Annotated in this window: 13 protein-coding genes and 1 other RNA gene; 6 read left to right on the forward strand and 8 right to left on the reverse strand. The window is 66.4% G+C overall.

All coding sequences use genetic code 11. The annotated features are described in order from the left end of the window. Window positions 1-94 precede the first annotated feature (94 nt). A complete protein-coding gene (locus AC5P8D_RS17895; RefSeq protein ID WP_495203547.1) occupies window positions 95-817 on the reverse strand; it encodes a fimbrial biogenesis chaperone in 723 nt (240 codons plus the stop codon). Window positions 818-877: 60 nt separating this feature from the next. Beyond that, window positions 878-1,390, reverse strand: a complete 513-nt coding sequence (locus tag AC5P8D_RS17900) for a fimbrial protein (protein WP_049435632.1) — start codon at window positions 1,388-1,390, stop codon at window positions 878-880. Between the two features lie 202 nt (window positions 1,391-1,592). On the opposite strand from AC5P8D_RS17900, the gene AC5P8D_RS17905 reads away from it, so the two are divergent. The 3 genes from AC5P8D_RS17905 to AC5P8D_RS17915 are packed head-to-tail and all read left to right on the forward strand — an operon-like array spanning window position 1,593 to window position 5,676. After that, the gene (locus AC5P8D_RS17905) at window positions 1,593-2,615 is read left to right on the forward strand and encodes a fimbrial protein (protein ID WP_495203548.1); all 1,023 of its coding nucleotides are present in this window, start codon (window positions 1,593-1,595) and stop codon (window positions 2,613-2,615) included. Next, on the forward strand, window positions 2,612-5,128 hold the full coding sequence (locus AC5P8D_RS17910) for a fimbria/pilus outer membrane usher protein (protein ID WP_495203549.1): 2,517 nt from the start codon (window positions 2,612-2,614) through the stop codon (window positions 5,126-5,128). The genes AC5P8D_RS17905 and AC5P8D_RS17910 overlap by 4 nt, the downstream gene beginning before the upstream one ends. A gap of 38 nt (window positions 5,129-5,166) precedes the next feature. Then, on the forward strand, window positions 5,167-5,676 hold the full coding sequence (locus AC5P8D_RS17915) for a fimbrial protein (RefSeq protein WP_236565145.1): 510 nt from the start codon (window positions 5,167-5,169) through the stop codon (window positions 5,674-5,676). 95 nt (window positions 5,677-5,771) lie between these two features. Here the strand turns inward: AC5P8D_RS17915 and AC5P8D_RS17920 are convergent, their stop codons facing one another. Both AC5P8D_RS17920 and AC5P8D_RS17925 read right to left on the reverse strand, forming a co-directional pair. Next, complete coding sequence (locus AC5P8D_RS17920; protein WP_049435629.1) at window positions 5,772-6,182, reverse strand: hypothetical protein; 411 nt, start codon at window positions 6,180-6,182, stop codon at window positions 5,772-5,774. A gap of 538 nt (window positions 6,183-6,720) precedes the next feature. Continuing rightward, a complete protein-coding gene (locus tag AC5P8D_RS17925) occupies window positions 6,721-9,120 on the reverse strand; it encodes an autotransporter family protein (RefSeq protein WP_329759544.1) in 2,400 nt (799 codons plus the stop codon). Window positions 9,121-9,467: 347 nt separating this feature from the next. On the opposite strand from AC5P8D_RS17925, the gene AC5P8D_RS17930 reads away from it, so the two are divergent. Next, window positions 9,468-12,695, forward strand: coding sequence for an autotransporter family protein (locus tag AC5P8D_RS17930; RefSeq protein ID WP_495203550.1), 3,228 nt, complete (start codon window positions 9,468-9,470; stop codon window positions 12,693-12,695). A 203-nt stretch (window positions 12,696-12,898) separates the two neighbouring features. On the opposite strand, the gene AC5P8D_RS17935 is transcribed toward AC5P8D_RS17930, so the two are convergent. The 4 genes from AC5P8D_RS17935 to AC5P8D_RS17950 all read right to left on the reverse strand — a co-directional run bounded on the left by AC5P8D_RS17935 (window position 12,899) and on the right by AC5P8D_RS17950 (window position 17,115). Next, a complete protein-coding gene (locus tag AC5P8D_RS17935) occupies window positions 12,899-14,284 on the reverse strand; it encodes an FAD-binding oxidoreductase (protein WP_495203551.1) in 1,386 nt (461 codons plus the stop codon). Then, window positions 14,281-14,925: a metal-dependent hydrolase gene (locus AC5P8D_RS17940; RefSeq protein ID WP_010481952.1), complete on the reverse strand. Its 645-nt coding sequence runs from the start codon at window positions 14,923-14,925 to the stop codon at window positions 14,281-14,283. The genes AC5P8D_RS17935 and AC5P8D_RS17940 overlap by 4 nt, the downstream gene beginning before the upstream one ends. 110 nt (window positions 14,926-15,035) lie before the next feature. Beyond that, a complete protein-coding gene (locus AC5P8D_RS17945; protein ID WP_029379788.1) occupies window positions 15,036-15,404 on the reverse strand; it encodes a YraN family protein in 369 nt (122 codons plus the stop codon). Further along, window positions 15,394-17,115, reverse strand: coding sequence for a penicillin-binding protein activator (locus AC5P8D_RS17950; protein WP_019661062.1), 1,722 nt, complete (start codon window positions 17,113-17,115; stop codon window positions 15,394-15,396). Before AC5P8D_RS17950 ends, AC5P8D_RS17945 begins: the two co-directional genes overlap by 11 nt. 81 nt (window positions 17,116-17,196) lie before the next feature. On the opposite strand from AC5P8D_RS17950, the gene rsmI reads away from it, so the two are divergent. Both rsmI and rnpB read left to right on the forward strand, forming a co-directional pair. Beyond that, entirely contained in the window at window positions 17,197-18,015 is an 819-nt protein-coding gene (gene rsmI / locus AC5P8D_RS17955) for a 16S rRNA (cytidine(1402)-2'-O)-methyltransferase (RefSeq protein WP_010481946.1), read from the forward strand. 134 nt (window positions 18,016-18,149) lie between these two features. After that, an RNA gene (gene rnpB / locus AC5P8D_RS17960) (RNase P RNA component class A) lies at window positions 18,150-18,501 on the forward strand. Window positions 18,502-18,515 lie beyond the last annotated feature (14 nt).

Raw genomic sequence — 18,515 nt, forward strand, 5'->3', positions numbered from 1 at the left:
GAACCTGGGTTGTGAGGCTGTGGCGTGCAGCGTGACGCGTATGCCACCCTCAGTGCAAGTCATTGCCGGAGCACTGCGGAAGCCCGATCTACGTTTACCGATCAACGCGCGCCTCGGCCTCACGGGGCGTGCCGTAATCATCCAGCCATTTGAACGCCACCGTTGCGGGCATCGCTGCACCTTCCGGCAGCGCATAGCGCACCTGTGCCCCCGGCGCGATCATGTCCACGTCCACGCTGCGGCCATCGGCCAGCGTCAATGAACTCAACGAGACGTGGTACGCGCTCGGATTGCGAACCCGCAGGCCATCACCATCGGCAGACCACTGCAGCGTGGCCGCTGCATCGCGTGCACTGCCCGGCAGCCCGGCCGGGCGATGGAACAGCTTCACCCGCGTACGCACCGCGAACTGCAGCAGGTTCTTGCTACTGGCATCGCTGGGCTTGGGCGGAATGTCCAGCAGATTGAAATAGAACACCGATTCGCGATCGGTTGGCAGCGGTGACTCCGACGGGCGTGGTGCGTAAGTGACGCGATATGCCTGCCCCTGCTTCGGTTGCAGCAGTCGCGGCTCGGCCGGTGTCAGCCGGAACGGCGTGCGTACGTTCTCCGGGCGCGACTGGCTGTCGCCGTCATCGATCCACACCTGCGTCATCGCGGGCAACTCGCCCACGTTGCTGGCCCTGACCGTTACGTCGCGGCCCTTGCTGGCATCGTGCACGATGCGCGTGCCCTGCAGCGTCACCGCGGCCGATGCCGGCAGGGCTGCCGAAACAGACAGCAGCGCGCATATCCACGTCCTGACGCGGAGTTTCATGGTCAACCTCGTTGAAAGGGGCAGGCCGTCGCTGCGTGGCGCCGGCCTGCCGGAAGCGCGTTACTTGTAGACCACCACGAAGTCGCCCGAGGCATTGGCGGTGCCAGCCCGCGCGTTCTGCGCCGGTGAGGCGTACCACGCGCTGTAGTCCAGCTGGCCGCTGCCACCGGCGGCGATGGTCACCCACACGGCCGGGTCCTCACCGATCTTCTGCTGGTTACCGGCCGCGTCGTACAGCGCAACGCCCACGTTGGTGGCGGTCGATGCGGCGGTCAATGCGAGGTTGCCGGTACTGCCGTCGGGCGTGCCGCCGAAGCGCACACCCACATCCTGCGACGCACCCGAACCCGAGCAGTCCAGGGCGATGGTGAAGTTCTTCTGGCCGGCACGGGCGCTGGCGTTGACCGAGGCCAGGTCCACCTTGCCCATCGGCACGGTGATGGTGCCGCCGGTGGAGCCCACCGAGCAGGTGGAGGTCATCAGTTCGCCGGTGATTTCCAGCGATTCGGCAGACACCGACGGTGCGGCGATGGCGAAGACAGAAAGGGACAGCAGACGGAGCGTCAGGGACATGACAGTTCTCGATTGTGGAATGAAGGCACGCGGTGACCGCCCATGGCAGCCAGTGCGACCAGTTTCGATGCGCGCGCCAGGCCGCGGAATGCAACAAGTTGCAAAAGCGCGTTGACGTTCGCGAACTGCAATAAATCCGATAGGAAGTGACAGTGCCGCTGCCTAGACTGCGCGGCCTCGATTCGTTGCCGAAGGAATCGCCATGTGCGTTCCCATCCTTCCCTCCGCCGCTGCGCGGCGCATATCGCGTGTGCCAGCGTTGGTGGCGCTACTGATGATCGCTGCGATGGCGCTGCAAGCACAGCAGGCCAACGCGAGCTGTGTGAGGTTGAATCCGGGTGATCAGGATCTGACGGTGTCGCTGACGATGCCGAACATTGATCGGCCGGATACGCGTTACAGAGTGTTCAATGCTGGCCAGATTCCTGGTGGCTTCGAATGCACGGCAGGACAAACTGCATTCAACATCGATGCACCACTCACGGGTCTCACCTATGTGCGGGATGTTCAGATGGACAGCTACATCTATAAGGTCTACAGCACAGGACCAAGATCGCCACTGATTGGTTTCAGCTTCAGCGTGAAGAAAAGCAGCCAGGGAAGCTATGGCGGTCCTCCCATCGAGCTCGGAGTTCGCAACCGACACCCCGGAGAATCTGTCACCCAAACAGAGCCGATGAACGTGGATGTCTACATGGTGATCTTCTTCCGCGGCGGTGCCATGGAGAGCATTCCCATGACCGACCTGGGCACCATCACCTCGTCGGTTGAAGGTGATCCAAGCCAGTCGATGCAGCACCATGTGCGGCTGGAAATCATCGTCCCCCCCGTCACCTGCACGCTCGCCAACGCCTCCCACACCCTCGACGACGTTCTTGCCAACGAACTCGCCGCCAGCGGCAGCAACGCGAAGGAATCCAGCTTCGACGTCGCGATGAACTGCCCGATGGACAACATCGATGTGCAGCTGTCGCTGGCTGACGCCAATGACCCTGGCAGCAGCAATGGCCAACTCGCACCGGCTCCAGGTACCACCGCTGGCGGCGTGCAGGTGCAGCTGCTGCGCGGTGGCCAGCCGGTGCAGTTCGGCCAGGTCTGGTCGCACGGCTGGTCCAGCAAGGGCCAGCAGGCCATTCCGTTCAGTGCGCGCTATCTGCGTACGGCCGACCCTCTGGTGCCCGGCGACGTCAAGGGCGAGGCGGTGCTGACCGCCGACTACCGATGAACACCGTTGATCGCACCTGTGCCACCGCGCGCTCGCTCTGCGCCGCCATCGGTGCGGTGCTGTCGACGGGGCTGGCGTTCGATGCCGCCGCCGCGCCGGTCGAGTTCAGCGAAGGCTTCCTGATCGGCGGCGAAGCCATCGACATGGCGCGCTACGCCAACGGCAACCCGTTGCCGGCCGGCGACTACGCGGTGGACGTGCATGTGAACGGCGAGTTCCTGCGCAGCCAGGACATCCGCTTCGTCATCCAGGACGACCCGCAGATTGCGGTGCCATGCCTGTCACCGGCGCTGGTACGCGGGCTGCCGTTGAAGCCTGCGTTCCTGGAGGCACTGCCCGCCGAAGAAAGCACCTGTGTGGATCTGTCAGCGCTGGTGGAGGGCGCCAGCACCACCTTCGACAGTGGCGAGCTGAAGTTGTCCCTCAGCATTCCGCAGGCGGCACAGGCCATCGCCGCGCGTGGCTTCGTGGCACCGGAACTGCGCGACGACGGCATCACCGCTGCCTTCATCGATTACAGCGCCAACCACTACCGCAGCCAAGGCAGCGACAGCAGTTACCTTGGGCTGCGGGCAGGCGTGAACCTGGGCGCATGGCGGCTTCGCCACCGCGCATCGTTCACCCATGGCAGACAGGGCACCCGGCACGAGGTCATCAGCAGCCATCTGCAACGCGACATTCCGCGCTGGAGCAGCCAGCTGCTGCTGGGCCAGGGCAACACCGGTGGCGAGCTGTTCGAAAGCGTGCCGTTCACCGGCGTGCGCGTGGCCAGCGACGAACGCATGCTGCCCGATTCGCTGCGCGGCTATGCGCCGGTGGTGCAGGGCATCGCCGAAGGCAATGCGGTGGTCACCATCCGCCAGAACGGCAGCATCATCCACGAAAGCAATGTGGCGCCAGGCCCGTTCACTATCGAGGATCTGTATCCCACCAACTTCGGCGGCGATCTGGACGTCAGCGTTACCGAAGCCGATGGCCGCGTGCAGCGTTTCAGCGTCAACTTCTCGGCCGTTCCGCAGGCGCTTCGCGCGGGTTCGTCGCGCTTCGCGGTCACTGCCGGTGAACTGCGCGACACCGGCAACACGCTGCAGACGCTGCGCTTCACCGAAGGAACCTATGCCCGCGGCGTGAACAACCGGCTTACCGTGCTGGGTGGCGCCCAGCTGGGTGAGGACTATCGCGCGCTGCTGGCCGGTGCTGCGGTCAACACCGCCATCGGTGCATTTGGTGCCGATGTCACCCATTCGCGCGCCCGGCAGCGCGGCAGCGAAACCATTGCGGGCAACAGCTTCCGCCTCAATTACCAGCGTTATGTGGCGCGAACCGGTACCAATGTTGGCCTGGCTGCGTACCGCTACAGCACCCGTGGGTTTCTCAGCCTCAACGACGTGGCGCGGGTGCAGAACGACGATTGGGGCCTGCACCAGCGCGCCCGCCAGCGCTACCAGGTGAACTTCTCGCAGAGGGTGGGCCAGCGCAGCAACCTGTATCTCAGCGGCGGCCATGTGTCTTATTGGGACAGCGCCCGACGCCGCAACGATTTCCAGGTGGGCTTCCAGAGCACGCTGGGGCGGGTCAACTACGGTGTGTCCGCGCTGCGCTTCCGCGTGGGCGATGGCCGCCAGGACACCCGCTACGCATTCACCCTCAGTGTACCGCTGGGCCGTAGCGCCAACGCACCGCGTGCCAGCACCCAGCTCAACCATGCCGACAGCGGGCGGCAGTCGCAGCTGGGCATCACCGGCAGCCTGGGCGAGTCACGCGCGCTCAACTACAGCCTGTCCGGCACGCAGGGCAACGGGCAGAACAGCCATAGTGCTTATGCCGCGTGGCAGGGCAGCCGTGGCAACCTCAACGCCGGCTACAGCCGCAGCGGCGACTACCGCAGCCTGTCGCTTGGCGCATCGGGCAGCGTGGCGCTGCACAGCGGTGGCCTGAACCTGGGTGCTCCCGTGGGCGACGGCTTCGCGCTGGTGCAGGCGCCGGGTGCGCAGGGCGCACGCATCGGCAGCAGCACCGACCTGCGCGTGGCGCGCAACGGCTACGCGCTGCTGCCGCACATCAGCCCCTATCGCTGGAACACCATCGACCTGGATCCCTCCGGCCTGCCGATCGAGGTGGAGCTGCTGCAGACCTCGCAGCGTGTGGCACCCACCGCCGGTGGCATCGTGCGCGTGCCGTTCCAGGTGCGCCGCGAGCGCACGCTGTTCATCGACGCCACCGACGCGCTGGGCCAGCCGCTGCCGTTTGCGGCGGTGGTGCAGGGCGAAGACGGCGCGCCGGCCGGTGCAGTCGGGCAGGGCGGGGTGATCCAGCTGCGCGGTGCGCAGGACAGCGGCGCGTTGATCGTCGACCCCGATGGCAAGCGGCGCTGCCGCATCGACTACCGCATGCCCGACGCGCCGGATGCGTACGGGTTGTCGTGGAGCCAGGCCGTGTGCGTGCCGCTGCCGCTGCCGCCGGAGGGTCTGCAAGTACGTGCAGCCGATCCAATGGACATCACCGCACCGTGATCCCTCGTTTCCTCAAATCAACCTGCAGGAGCAACGCCATGTTCCCTACCCGATTTCAACTGATTGCAGTGCCGATGCTGTGCCTGATTGCTTCAGCCGCGCATGCCCAGGTCACCCTCACCATCAGCGGCCGCGTGCTGCCGGGTACCTGCACGCTGGCAGCGCCCACCATCGCACTGGATCCGGTGAAGGCCGATGAGATGACGCCAGGTGCCGCCAACAGCGTGAAGGCCGGTGCACTGAACTTCACGGGCTGCGTGGGCGTCAGCCGTGCGCGCCTGTCCTTCGATGGCGCGGCCGCCGATGGCGACCCGGAGCGCTGGAAGAACACTGCCGCCACCACGCCAGCAACGGGTGTGACGATCGCGTTGCTGGCCGGCGCGACCGGCAACACCTACCTGAAGAAGGGTGATGCCGACATTCCGGTGGCTGTCTCTGGCGCGACGGCGTCCTATCCGCTGCGCGCGGGCTACTTCATTCCCAACACCAGTGGTATCAACGCCGGCAATATCTCCACCGAGATCGTGGTCACCGCCGCCTACGATTGAAAGCCGGTACGGCCCTGTAGCGCCGAGCCCACGCTCGGCTGCTCTTCGGTCAGGTTCCGGGCAAGCCGGGCGTGGGCTCGGCTCTACAGAAGCCGCTAAGCTGCGTGCAGCTGCACATCCACATACTCGGCCAGCCCGCGGCACGCCAGCAGCAACCCCTCGCGCGTGTCATCGTCCACCTGCTGGCTGATCTCGCCATCCACGCGCACGCGTTCTGTAGCGTGCAGCAGCTCAAGTAGAAACGTCAGCCCGGCATTGGCGCGGTCGATGCGCGCCAGTGCCAGCCGCTGCCCCGGCGTACGGCCCTTGCCCGGCCACGGTTGCCCATCGGCGGCGTCGCCCTGGCGGATGTGCTGCAGGCAATGCAGCAGCGTGATGGTGCCGGGCGCTTCGCCTTCCTGCAGTGCGGCGAAGGTGCTTTCCAGCGTGCGCGCCAGATCGTCAGGCAGGCGCGTGGCGGCCTCGCCCAGAGTGGCGAACAGGTGGGGATAGTGTGATGTGGTCATGGCGGCGTCCTTGTGTGCGAAGCAAGGGGCCACCCCGCTTAACAGCGAGGGTGGCGGACGGTGCGTGGTTGCAATACCGGTGGTAACTACGCGAAACGCCGGCGGGCACGAGGCCCCCACACACCGTCCGCCATGTAAGCGCGGACAGAATGTCTGCCGACGCCGCCCGATGGATGAGCGACGCCGACAGACAAGCGTAAACAACGTAGTTACCAAACGGGATTGCAAGCCCGTGCCACCCGTTGTCGGTGGCGGACACATGATGCGCACGAAGGTACCGCTGTACCAATCAGAAAAGTTTCAAATTCAAAGTTGTTGCAATCTGCATGCACGCGAATGGTAGTCATGCAGAGTGAGGCGATTGCGTCAGAGTTCGCACGGCTTCACTGTAGAGCCGAGCCTATGCTCGGCTCACCGCGCGAAGCGCGGCGTTCTTCGTGATCTGATCGGAGATCAGCCGAGCGTGGGCTCGACTCTACAGAAAGCGCATCGTGCACATTGGAACGGCGCCGGAGATGTCGGCGCCGTTCTCTTTCCCTTACCAGCTGTACGCCACAGACAGGTTGGCAGTCGCCTCGCGATACCCACTGTCACCACGCATCACACCAAACCCGCCCCATGCACTGAAACCGGAACGGAATTCCACACGCGCACCTGCGCTCAGTTCATAGCGGTTGCGCGGAATGCCGGCCTTCAGCACTTCGTCGTCAAAGGCGATGCCATTGCCGGCGCCATCGCGGTACCAGTTGGCCGCCAGATAAGGGCTGACCGAGGCACCCGCTGCCGAGCGCGATTCACCCTGCAGGCGCAGGCCGGCACGGCCGGACAGACCGCTGTTGCCGTGCGCACGCACCACGGTGCCGTTGGTCTCGGTATGCACGTCGGTCTTCGCATCGGTGTAGATCAGCTGCAGTTCCGGCTGCAGGCTCAACGCGGTGTTGCCGATCTGGCCGATGTCGAAGCGGTAGCCCGCTTCCAGCGACGACTGCCAGATGTCCGAGTCATAGCGCTCCTCGGCCAGGCCATCACCCTGCACGCGGTTGCGGAACTGGCCGCGCTGCACGCTGGCGTCCACGTACATTGCATCATTGGCCCAGTTGCCATACACGCCCAGCGCACCACCTTCCACCTTACCGCGTGCACTGAAACCGGTCACGTCCGAACGCGAGGTGGCGCTGCTGCGTGCCGCGGTACCCATCACGCCGACGCGGCCACGGCCGTCATCGAACACGCCGATGTCCGCACCCAGCTGCAGGCGCGAGCGGTCCACGCGCAGGTCGAGCTGGTCATCCACTGCACCGAGCTTGCTCTGGGTGCCGTCCACGCGGGCCCAGCCACGGATGCCCTCCGCCGCCGCGGCGCCGCCCTGGCGATCGCGGTAGCTGTGGCGCAGCATCTGGTCGAGCGCGAACTGGTTGGCCAGGTAGGCGCCGGTCTCCGGGCGCAGGATCGGGATGGGGGTGATCGGGTCGATGGGATCAATCGGATCAATGATCGGCTTGCACTGCGGCAGGGTCGGGTCAGCCAGGCACGGATCCGGCGTGGTTGCCAGTTCCGAACGCAGGTACCAGTTGCCGTTGGCGTCCTTCACCAGGAAATACTCGTACTGTCCGCCCACGGCGCGGCCGACCAGATCGAACTGCGCGTTGGAGGCGCCGCCGATATCGATCAGCTCGATGCCGCGATCGGTCTTGGCACCAGCACCGCCAGCATTGAGCACGCGCACGTTGGCCTGGCCGTTGGCATCACCAGCAATCACCAGCTTGTCGGTCAGCGAGGCGTCGTCACCCAGCTGGGTGTTGAACAACAGGGTGCCGCCGTTGCCGGTGAACTCGTCCAGGCTGAGGGTGTTGAAGCTGCTGCCATTGCCCAGCGCCACGGTACCGCCGGCGCCCAGGGTGAGATGGCCCACGCTGCTGTCGCCGGTCATCAGCCAGGCGCTGTCGGTATCGATGGTGGCGCTGGTGACGTTGATGAAGCGGCCGTCGATCTGCGCCTTGTTGCGCAGGAAGACGTCCAGGCTGCCATCAACCGTTGCGGCATCGAAGCTGACATTGCCGATCAGGCGCGCGTCATCCACGTTGAAGCGCACATGGCTGGCCCCCGGCGTGCTGCTACCGGTAAGCGAGTCCACCTGCAGCAGATTGCCATTCCCCCCGATCAACCGTGCACCGTTTGCCACGGTGATCTCGAAGTCGGCAGCCTCGTCGGCGCCCACGCGGATCGCCGCGCCGCGCCCGGAGCGAATAGTGGAACCGTCAATACCCAGACGTAGCGTGTCGGGCGTATGGATCGAGCCGTACATCAACACCCCCACGTTGTCGGCGTCGATTTCCGAGCCATTGACGATGTCTACCCGGCCGTTTTCCATGCGCACGCCCAGACCACTGGACATATCGCTACCGCTTGTCGTGTCCTCCACGCGCACATGGGTGGAATCCAGAATGGACCAGGCGCCAAGCAAGGGAATGCCGCCGGGGGTGCTGCCCAGCGTCAGGCCGATGCTGAGTGGATTGCCTGGCAACAGGCCGTCGGCAGCGGTGACAAGAATGCGGCTGCCGATCAGGTGCGCCGACGACGAACCCTGCACCAGGATGCCGCCGCCTCGGATCGTACTGAACTCTGATTCGAAGCGTGCCGTCCCGTCCAGTTCCACTGCACGCTGGTGGGAGCCGCTGCGGTTGATGGTGGCATTCCATATGGTCACGCGTGAATCAACGGCACGGATGTTGTTGGTCTGGCCACCCGTCACGTTCAATATCGCGTCGTTGCGCAGCGTCCATTCCTCAATCGGGTCGCCATCGTTGACCGTTCCCACGGTACCGTCCAGATCACCGGCCCAGGCGCCGGCCAGCGGCAGCATGCAGAGTGCGAGGACGATTCCACGCGCCAGCGGGCGTTGATGAGGATGAGCAGTGCGGGTGCGATGACGGTTCATGGTCCTGTCCTTTCTGGGAAAGAGTCGACACAGGGAGTCGTTCAGGTGCTCGTTCACGGATGTGGCCTTTTCGACCTGTTCGCGTGAAGCGCGCGTGATGAGCCTAACCAGGCAACCTGTGTCTTGATCGGCACGAATTCTGGCCGCGGGCACGGCTCCGGCCCATGCAATTAGTTGCAAAGCGCTGGCCGTCTGGACGCTCGGGTCGGCCGATGTTCAGCACAGTGAATCCGGTCCGTACTTGGGCGCGACAGGACGACGCAGCGGCTGCGGTATGCAACCAATTCGATAGGCGCCATTGCGGCCGCTTCCTACGGTATGGGCCCTTCCATTGGAGCGTCCCCCGCATGCGTCGTGTACTTCCCCGCCCCCATCTGCTTGCCGTGGGGTTGTCCGCCGCCCTGGCGTCGTCGGTCGCCATGGCACAGCAGGTCATCGCCGATGGCGACGAACAGAACCCGGCTGCAGGCGATTACCGCACCACTGATCCGGTGGAGCCGGGCAATCCGGGTGGGCATGCGTTCCTCGCCATCAACGGTGGCAGCCTCATTCCAACCGGGCCGGTCAATTTGATTACCGAAGGGCTGCGTGCTGCCGCTGCACGCGCCGAGGGTGCGAGAAGTCGTATTGAACTGCAGGCGGGCAGCGTCTTGACCTCCGGCTATGGTGCTGCCGGCCTTTCCGCCGCCAATGGCGGCCAGGTTCACGCCAGCGGAACGCATATCGAAACGCGCGGCACGGCAGCGTCGGGGGCGGAAGCGCTGTCCGGTGCGCTGTCACTGGACAACGTGCGGATCACTACCCGTGGCGGGTTGGCCCATGGCATCAGCGTGCAGCAGGGGCAGGCAGTAGTGCGCGACAGCGCGATCGAGATTCTTGGTGACCAGTCCAATGGGTTGGACGTGCGTGATGGAACACTGCTGGCCGAACGTCTGCAGATCGCTGTGGCGGGGGCAGGCCATGGGGTGTGGGCGCAGGGTGGCAGCGATGTCACCCTGCGCTCGGCGCGGATAGATGGCAGCGGCGCCGGTGCATCGGGCGTGCTGGTGGGGCTGGGCAGCAAGGTGGTGTTGGAAGATGTCGACATCGATCTGACCCACGAGCGCTCCGGAATGGGATTGTTCGTCGGCGGTGAGCTTGAGATGCGCGGAGGCAGCGTGCATGCACGTGGCGACAACGCCACCGCGGTCAGCTTCGCCACCGGTGGCGGCGGCGTGCTGCGCCTGGATGGGGTGGAGCTGTCCGGTCACTTCGGCATCCATATGACCGAAGGCGCGGACCTTACCCTGCACGGCAGCCGGCTCGACAGCGTGTCGATCGGCATCGACATGAACCAGCGCGATGTGGTTGCGCGTGTGACCGATTCGTTCATCACCACTCGCAATGGCGTTGGCATTCGAGTGACGAATGGCGATCTGGTAGTCGACGGATCGACCATTACGGCCAATGGCACCTATTGGCAGGCGATATCGGTGCTGGGAGGTGCCGCGCAGGTTACCGGCAGCCGATTGCGGACCCTTGGCCAGAATGGTCATGGGTTGTATGCCGAAGGCGGTGTATCTGCTGCACCACTAGCGAACGGCAACATGATCGATATTCTTACCGAAGGCGACGGCGCCATTGGTGCGATCGCCCGCCTTGGCGGCACCGTACACCTTGCCGACAGCGTGGTGCGCACCACCGGCATCAATTCATACGGTGTGCTGTCGGGGGGCAGGGGCGAAATGACGCTGGCCAACACCCATGTGCGCACTGAAGGCGAAGGTGCCTGGGCGGCGGTGATCAACGACAACGGCCAGATGAGCATCGACGGCGGCTCGCTGGTGAGTGCGCAGCACGGTGGCATCTGGTTGCGCAGCAGCCGTGATCCAGTGCTGACGTTGAGTAACGGTGTGGTGGTGTCCGGTGGCAACGGCATCGGCATCGGCCTGGCACTGGATGCTGCCGTGGCCGGACGCCTCGACGTGGCGCTGGACGGTGGCTCGCAGTTGCACGGCGATATCGTCATCACGCCCGAGGACGAAGACGCCGGGCTGGTTCCGCAGTCCGAGGTGCATGTGCGTCTGGCGGATGGTGCGCTGTGGCAGGGGTCTTCCAATCTGGTGCAGACGCTTGCGCTTGAAAGCGGCAGCCAATGGACGTTGACCGGCGATGCGACCGTGGGCGAGTTGCAGGCGCGCGACAGCGTGGTGGCGTTGTCCGATGGCAGCGGCCGCTTCAATACGCTCACGGTGGAGGGTGACCTGCACAGCGAGGGCGCCACCTTCCTGTTCCAGGGCGCGCTGGCTGGCGATGATTCGGCCATCGACCACCTGCTTGTGCGTGGTGATGCCTCCGGTGATGCCCTGATTGCGGTGAGGAACATCGGCGGTGTGGGGGCGCCCACTGTTGACGGCATCCAGCTGATCGAAGTTGACGGCGCATCGCTGGCCAGCTATGCGCTGACCGGGCGTGCTGTGGGTGGTTCGTACGAATACTTCCTGTTCCAGGGTGGTCTGACCGATCCCACCGATGGTCATTGGTATCTGCGTTCGCAGTGGTTCGATGTCTGCGAGGACGACCCGGCGGCGCCGGGCTGTGCGGTGAATCCGGGCCCGGACCCGATCGAGGGTGGCGAAGGTGAGGATGGCGGCGGCATCGTCGACCCGATCCGGCCGCCGCCTGTGTTGCGCCCGGAGGCGGGTGCCTATCTTGCGAACCAGTCGGCTGCGGTGAACATGTTCGTGCACCGGATGCATGACCGTACCGGTGCCCTCACGGGTGAGCGCACTGCATGGGCACGCGTGGGTCGCAGCAATGCGGACTTCACTGCAGTGGGGGGGCAGCTGTCGGTGGATGGCAACACCTCGGTGCTGCAGATCGGCAGTGATCTGCTGCGTCGTGGCAACGCCGCGTTCGGTGTGATGCTGGGCAACGGGCGCGCTGACAGCAGTGTGCTATCCGAGCTGACCGGCTACAGCGCCAAGGGGCGTGTGCGTGGCACTGCGTTGGGCGTGTACGGCACCTGGCTGCAGGATGCAGAAGGAACCGGCGGTGCCTACGTGGACGCAGCCATGCAGTTCGGCCGCTTCGACAACCGTGTGCAGGGTATCGGCCTGGAGCCGGAGCACTATGATGCGCGCGTGGCCACTGCGTCACTGGAAATGGGCCATACCTTCAATGTGTGGCAGGGTGCTGGCAGTTCGCTCTACGTGCAGCCGCAGCTGCAGCTGACGTATGCGGACTACCGTGCGGATCGCCACGTGGAGAGCAATGGCACGGTGATCGACCACGCCGATGCCGGTGGCCTGAGTGGGCGCCTGGGCATGCGTGTGTTCGGTCATGGCACTGCGGCCGGCAACACCGTGCAGCCGTACCTGGGCGTGAACTGGCTGCGTGGCAGCGGCACCAGCACGTTGCAGTTCAACGATGACACGCTGGGCGCGGATGTGCCGCGCAATCGTTATGAAGTGCAGGCCGGTGCCGAGTTGAAGCTGGGCCAGCGTTGGGGCGCTTGGGGCGGCCTGAGCGTGCAGCGCGGCGACCATGGCTACCGCAACGTGGGTGGCCAGGTGGGTGTGCGCATGGCCTGGTAAGCGGGCGTGTGGGGGTCGGAGCCCATTGCTTGGCAATGGGATCCGACCCCAACCGTTTCGGCACGCGGACTCTGTAGAGCCGAGCCCACGCTCGGCTCACCGCGCGAAGCGCGGGTGCATCGTGATCTGAGCGAAGAGCAGCCGAGCGTGGGCTCGGCTCTACAGCTGCACGCCTTGGTGGCGCCGGTTCATGCCCGCTAGCATCACACCGGCGGCAGCACCTTGCCCGGGTTGAGAATGCCATCCGGGTCCAGCGCGGCCTTGATCGCGCGCATCGTCGCCAGCGTGGCCGGGCTGAACGCCTGCGTCATGAAATCGCGCTTGGCCAATCCAATGCCGTGTTCTCCCGACAACGTGCCGCCCAGCGACAGCGTCAGTTCGAAGATCTTCGGCAGCGCGGCATGCGCGCGTGCGTTCTCATCGGCATCGTCCGGGTGGTAAAGAATGTTGACGTGCAGGTTGCCGTTGCCGGCATGACCGAAGGTGACGATGGTTAGCGAATAGTCGCGCGCCAACGCCTGCACGCCAGCCACCAGTTCCGGAATGCGCGACACCGGTACCACCACGTCTTCATTGATCTTGCCGGGCGCGACGGTCCGCAGTGCGGGTGACAGCGCCTTGCGTGCGGCCCACAACTGGTCGCGTGCGCGGCCTTCCATTGCCACGTCCAGTTCGATCATGCCGTCGCCTTCGGCGGCGCTGGCCAGTGCCTGCAACAGGTAGGGCAGGGTATCGTGGTCACCATCGGCTTCGACCAGCAGCATCGCGCCCGCCTCGGGCACCTTGGCACCATTGAGGCGCAGCAGCTCCAGGCTGCGGGCGTCCATGAATTCCAGGCGCGTGGGCACCACCGGCTGCGACATCAGGCGTGACACCGCAGCGGCCGCCGCATCGGCGTCGCGGTACAGCACGCGCAGGCCGGCCTGGCTGACCGGCAGTGGGGTCAGCTTGAGGGTGGCTTCCACGATCAGCGCCAGCGTGCCTTCGCTGCCCACCAGCAGGTGGGTGAGGTCGTAGCCTGTGGAGTCCTTGGTGTAGGCGCCACCGCAGCGGATCACCTCGCCGGTGCCGGTGACCGCGACCAGGCCCAGCACGTTGTCGCGGCTGGTGCCGTACTTCACCGCGCGCGGGCCACCGGCGTTGCAGGCCAGGTTGCCACCCACGCTGCAGATCTCCGCGCTGGATGGGTCCGGCGCCCAGAACAGGCCATGTGGCGCCAGCGCCTGCTGCAGCGTTCCATTGAGCACGCCGGGCTGCACCACGGCGCAGCGATCACCGGCACGGATCTCCACGATGCGGTCCATGCGGGTGAACGACAACACGATGCTGCCCGGCAACGGCACGGCTGCACCGGTGGTGCCGGTGCCGGCGCCGCGCGCGACCAGCGCTACGCCATGCACGCGACAGGCACGCACCAGTGCCTGCACCTGTTCTACGCTGGCGGGCAACGCGACGGCAGCGGGGCGCTGGTGGCGCCACGAGTTGTCCTGCGCGTTCGCCTCCAGCGCGTTGTCATCCATGCGCCAGCCCTCCGCTCCCAGCAGGGCAGACAGTTCGGCAATCAATGCGGCGGGCAGGGCAGTACTCATGACAGATCTCGTGGGGCAGCAGGAGCGGGTTGGATCAGTTTCCAGGCAACAACGGCGCCGGCCAGCGGCAGCCAGACCCAGCGCAGTTCAGAGAGCAGGGTGGCGATGCCGCGCGCGCTGAAGAACTGCGGCGCAAACGGTGAAACGCGGATCGGCCGCCACGGGGCGAAGAAGCGCTGTTCGCTCCACGGCCAGGCGAGGGCAACGCCGAGGCCACCGGAGGTCATTGCGTCGAGCAGGGGATGGCTGGCGGCGCAGATGAAGACGAACACCGCCGCCTGTACGGTGGACGCCAACGTTGGCCCTCGCTGGGTAGGTGCCAACCTTGGTTGGCGCGAAACCGCCGACCAAGGTCGGCGACTGCCGGAGCTGTGTGGTGCCGACCAAGGTCGGCCGCTACCAAAGAACGCCCACACCGCGGCCAACGCGGCCAGCACGCAGGCAAACAACAACGAATGGCTGGCACCGCGATGGCCGAACGCATCGGCATAGGGAATGTGCAGGGCAAAGGCCAGCACGTCGGCATCGGGCAGCATCGCGGCGACCACACCCGCAGCCAGCAGCCATGCCGGAATGCGGCCGCGATCGGCGGCGCACCACAGCGCCAGCGGTACAGCGGCATGGGTGATGATCGAAGGCATCAGTCACGCACCTAGGTAGTACCGGCCAGGCTGCGCGCTGGTAGGTGCCAACCTTGGTTGGCACAGAAGCGCCGACCAAGGTCGGCCTTTACCAGAGTGGACGGTACACATCAGCAATCATCCAGCCGGAACGCATCGCGCAGCCAGTTCAACTGCGGTGGTTCACCCGTGGCTTCCACCACATCGAAACGGCAGGGCGCATCGGCAAGCGCGGGATGGTCCTGCAGGTACAACAACGCGGCATGCGCCAGGCGTCGACACTTGCGCACATCCACTGAGGCCGCACCGCCACCGAAATCGGATCGCGCGCGGTAACGCACTTCCACGAACACCACGGTGCCGGCGTCGTCCATCACCAGGTCCAGTTCACCGCCGCGATAACGCACGTTGCGCGCACGCGGCTGCAGTCCGGCCTGTTGCAGATGCTGCTCGGCGGCGGCTTCCACCGCCGAGCCCCGTTGGCTGCGCTCAGCGACCACCGACGATCGGCATCGGCCGGCCGCCATTGAAGGTGGACCAGGCCGGCTGGCGCAGGATGTTGCCGTTGCTGTCCAGGAACAGGGTGCCGGTGGCGCCGTCCAGGCCGCCTTCGTTGGACAGCTTGTCCAGGTAGGCGGTGATCTTCCAGGCATCGGCGCCGAAGGCGAACAGGCGGCCGGCGGCACCGCGTGCGCTGGGCAGGGTGCTGGCGACCTGGCTGGCCGAGGGCAGGCCGGACACGCTGCGCACGTTCCAGGCTTCGTTCGGGTAGACGATGCCGTCCAGCGCCACGTCTTCTTCCACCTTGCCGCTACCGACGGTCAGCTGCGAGGTGCCGACGCGGGTGGCGCCACCGGCACCGGCCAGTGCCAGCTGCGGCGCCAGCAGGCGGGCCTGCGGCGCGCGCACGGCGAGGAACACGGCATCGACCTGGCCGGCATTGCGCACCTGCGCACCGACATCGCCAACCGCGTCGCTGACGCCGACGGTGGCCACCACCTGGCCGCCACGCTGGGCGAAGCGCTGGGCGAAGGCGGCGGCGGCACGGCGGCCGGTATCGTCGGCGCTGTTGATCACCAACGCCTTGCCGCGCTCGCGGCCACGCAGGTATTCGGCAGCGACGATGCCGTCGTCTTCCGGTGCCAGCGAGAAGCCGGCGCTGCCGGCCGGCGGCGCGTCCTTGCCACGGTTCAGGGCCAGCACCGGCACCTGCAGCTGCTGGCGGCCATAGACCGCATCCACTTCGTCACGGCCCAGCGGGCCGACCACGAAGTCGGCGCCGGAGGCGACGGCCTTGTCATAGGCGGCCAGCGCACCAGCCGGGGTACCGGCGGTGTCGATGAAGTTGATGTCCGGGCGGCGGCGGGTCTCGCCGTAGTACGCGGCCAGCAGGCCATCACGCACCGGCTGCGCGGCGGTGGCCAGGCGGCCGCTGAGCGGCAGCAGCACGGCCAGCTTGGCCGGCGGACGGTAGCCGTCGCTCATGGCCGGCGGGCGCTTGCTGGTATCGAACTGGGCGGCGCCATCGCGGTCGAACGGGCGCGGCAGCGGCAGGCCACGCGCGATCAGCGCACGGCCGGCGAAGTTGTACAGCGGGTCGTTGGCCGGCAGCGCGGCGGCACGGCTGCGCAGGGTGGCGTCGTCAAGCGTACCGAGCAGACCGGCGATGGCGGCCTGGTTCTCGCTGCGTGCGCTGCCGGTCAGGCTGGCGTGGGCGCGGGCGCGCTCGGTGGCGGCACCGAAGGCATCGCCGGTGCCCTGCAGCGCGTTGGCGCGGGCTACGTGCCAGCGCGTGCGCAGCGCGGGGAAGACGTTGTCGCCCTGTTCCTTCAGCAGGGCCAGGGCCTGCGCCGGCTGCTTGTCGGCCAGTGCCAGCTCGGCGCCGGTCAGCTGGTAGCGCTGCAGGCTGGCGCCGGACAGCTGGCGGGCGGTGAGCTGGCCGAGCAGGCTGCGCGCGCGGGCACTGTCGCCGGCCAGGTGCCAGGCCCAGGCGGCATCGGCCAGGGCGTTGCTGCGGGCGCCACCTTTCAGGGTTGCGGCCAGCGCTTCCAGCTGCAGGGCGGCGTCGCGCGGTTTGCCTTGTTCGATCAGCGCCAGCGCCTGGCTCTGGGCCGGCGATTCGGGCGCGCTGGTCAGGCTGGTGGTGGCACAGCCGGCCAGCAGCATCAGCGACAGCGACAGGGCGGAGATCCGTGCGGCGGGCTTGTTCATGATCGGGTCCATGCGATGAGGGCAGCGGCCTTGGCCGGGTACACGCTACGATTCTACCCTTGCCCCGTGAGTACCGCTGAAATGAGTGTCCCAACCCTGTACGTCGTCGCCACCCCGATCGGCAACCTGGCCGATCTGAGCCCGCGCGCGCAGGAGGTGCTGCGTTCGGTGGCGGCCATCTGTGCCGAGGACACCCGCCGCAGCGGCCAGTTGCTGTCCCATTTCGGCATCCAGCAGCCGCTGGTGGCCCTGCATGAACACAATGAAGAGGCCCTGGCGCAGCGCTTGGTGTCGCGCCTGCAGGCCGGTGAGTCGCTGGCGCTGGTCAGCGATGCCGGCACCCCGCTGGTCAGTGACCCCGGTTTCCGCCTGGTGCGTGCCGCGCGTGCGGCCGGCATCAAGGTCAGCCCGATCCCGGGGGCCTGCGCCGCCATCGCCGCGCTGAGCGTGGCCGGCCTGCCCAGCGACCGTTTCAGTTTCGAGGGTTTCCTGCCGGCCAAGGCCAGTGGCCGCCGCGACCGGCTGCAGGCATTGGCGGGTGAAGTGCGCACGATGGTGTTCTACGAATCCTCGCACCGCATCGGCGAATCGCTGGCGGACATGGCGGCGATCTTCGGCGGCGAGCGCCCGGCGGTGCTGGCGCGCGAGCTGACCAAGCTGTTCGAGACCGTGCTCGATGGCGATCTGGCGGGGCTGCTGGCCAAGGTGGAAGCCGACGAGAACCAGCGCAAGGGCGAGTTCGTGGTGATGGTGCAGGGCGCCGGCGACGATGAGGAAGCGCAGCTGGCGCATGGCCGTCGCGTGTACGCCACGCTGAGCGAACACCTGCCGCCGTCGACCGCGGCGAAGCTGGCGGCCGAGCTGACCGGCGCGCCGCGCAAGGCGTTGTACGGGAGTTGATGGATCGTGCGGACCAAGGTCCGCACCCATCAGAGCGGAGGTGGCAATAGATCCACGCCATGCGTGGATGGATGAACCGGATGCCGCGATCAGCACGGCAGGAAGGACGTGCGTAGGCTAGAATGTGCGCTGGCGGAGCCGGCCAGACAGTCGCGTCATCCCTTCGGGGGTGCCGAGGAAAGTCCGGGCTCCATAGGGCAAGGTGCCAGGTAACGCCTGGGCGGCGCAAGCCGACGGAAAGTGCAACAGAAAGATACCGCCTACGTCTTCTTCGGAAGGCCGGTAAGGGTGAAATGGTGCGGTAAGAGCGCACCGCGAGTCTGGTAACAGACCGGCACGGCAAACCCCACCTGGAGCAAGACCAAATAGGGATCCTTTGGCGCGGCCCGCGTTGGATCCGGGTAGGTTGCTTGAGCGTTGCGGTGACGTAACGCCTAGAGGAATGACTGTCCACGACAGAACCCGGCTTATCGGCCGGCTCCGCCTCTTTCTTACGGTAG

This window comes from Stenotrophomonas sp. YJH_SMC_101-4, assembly GCF_059370395.1.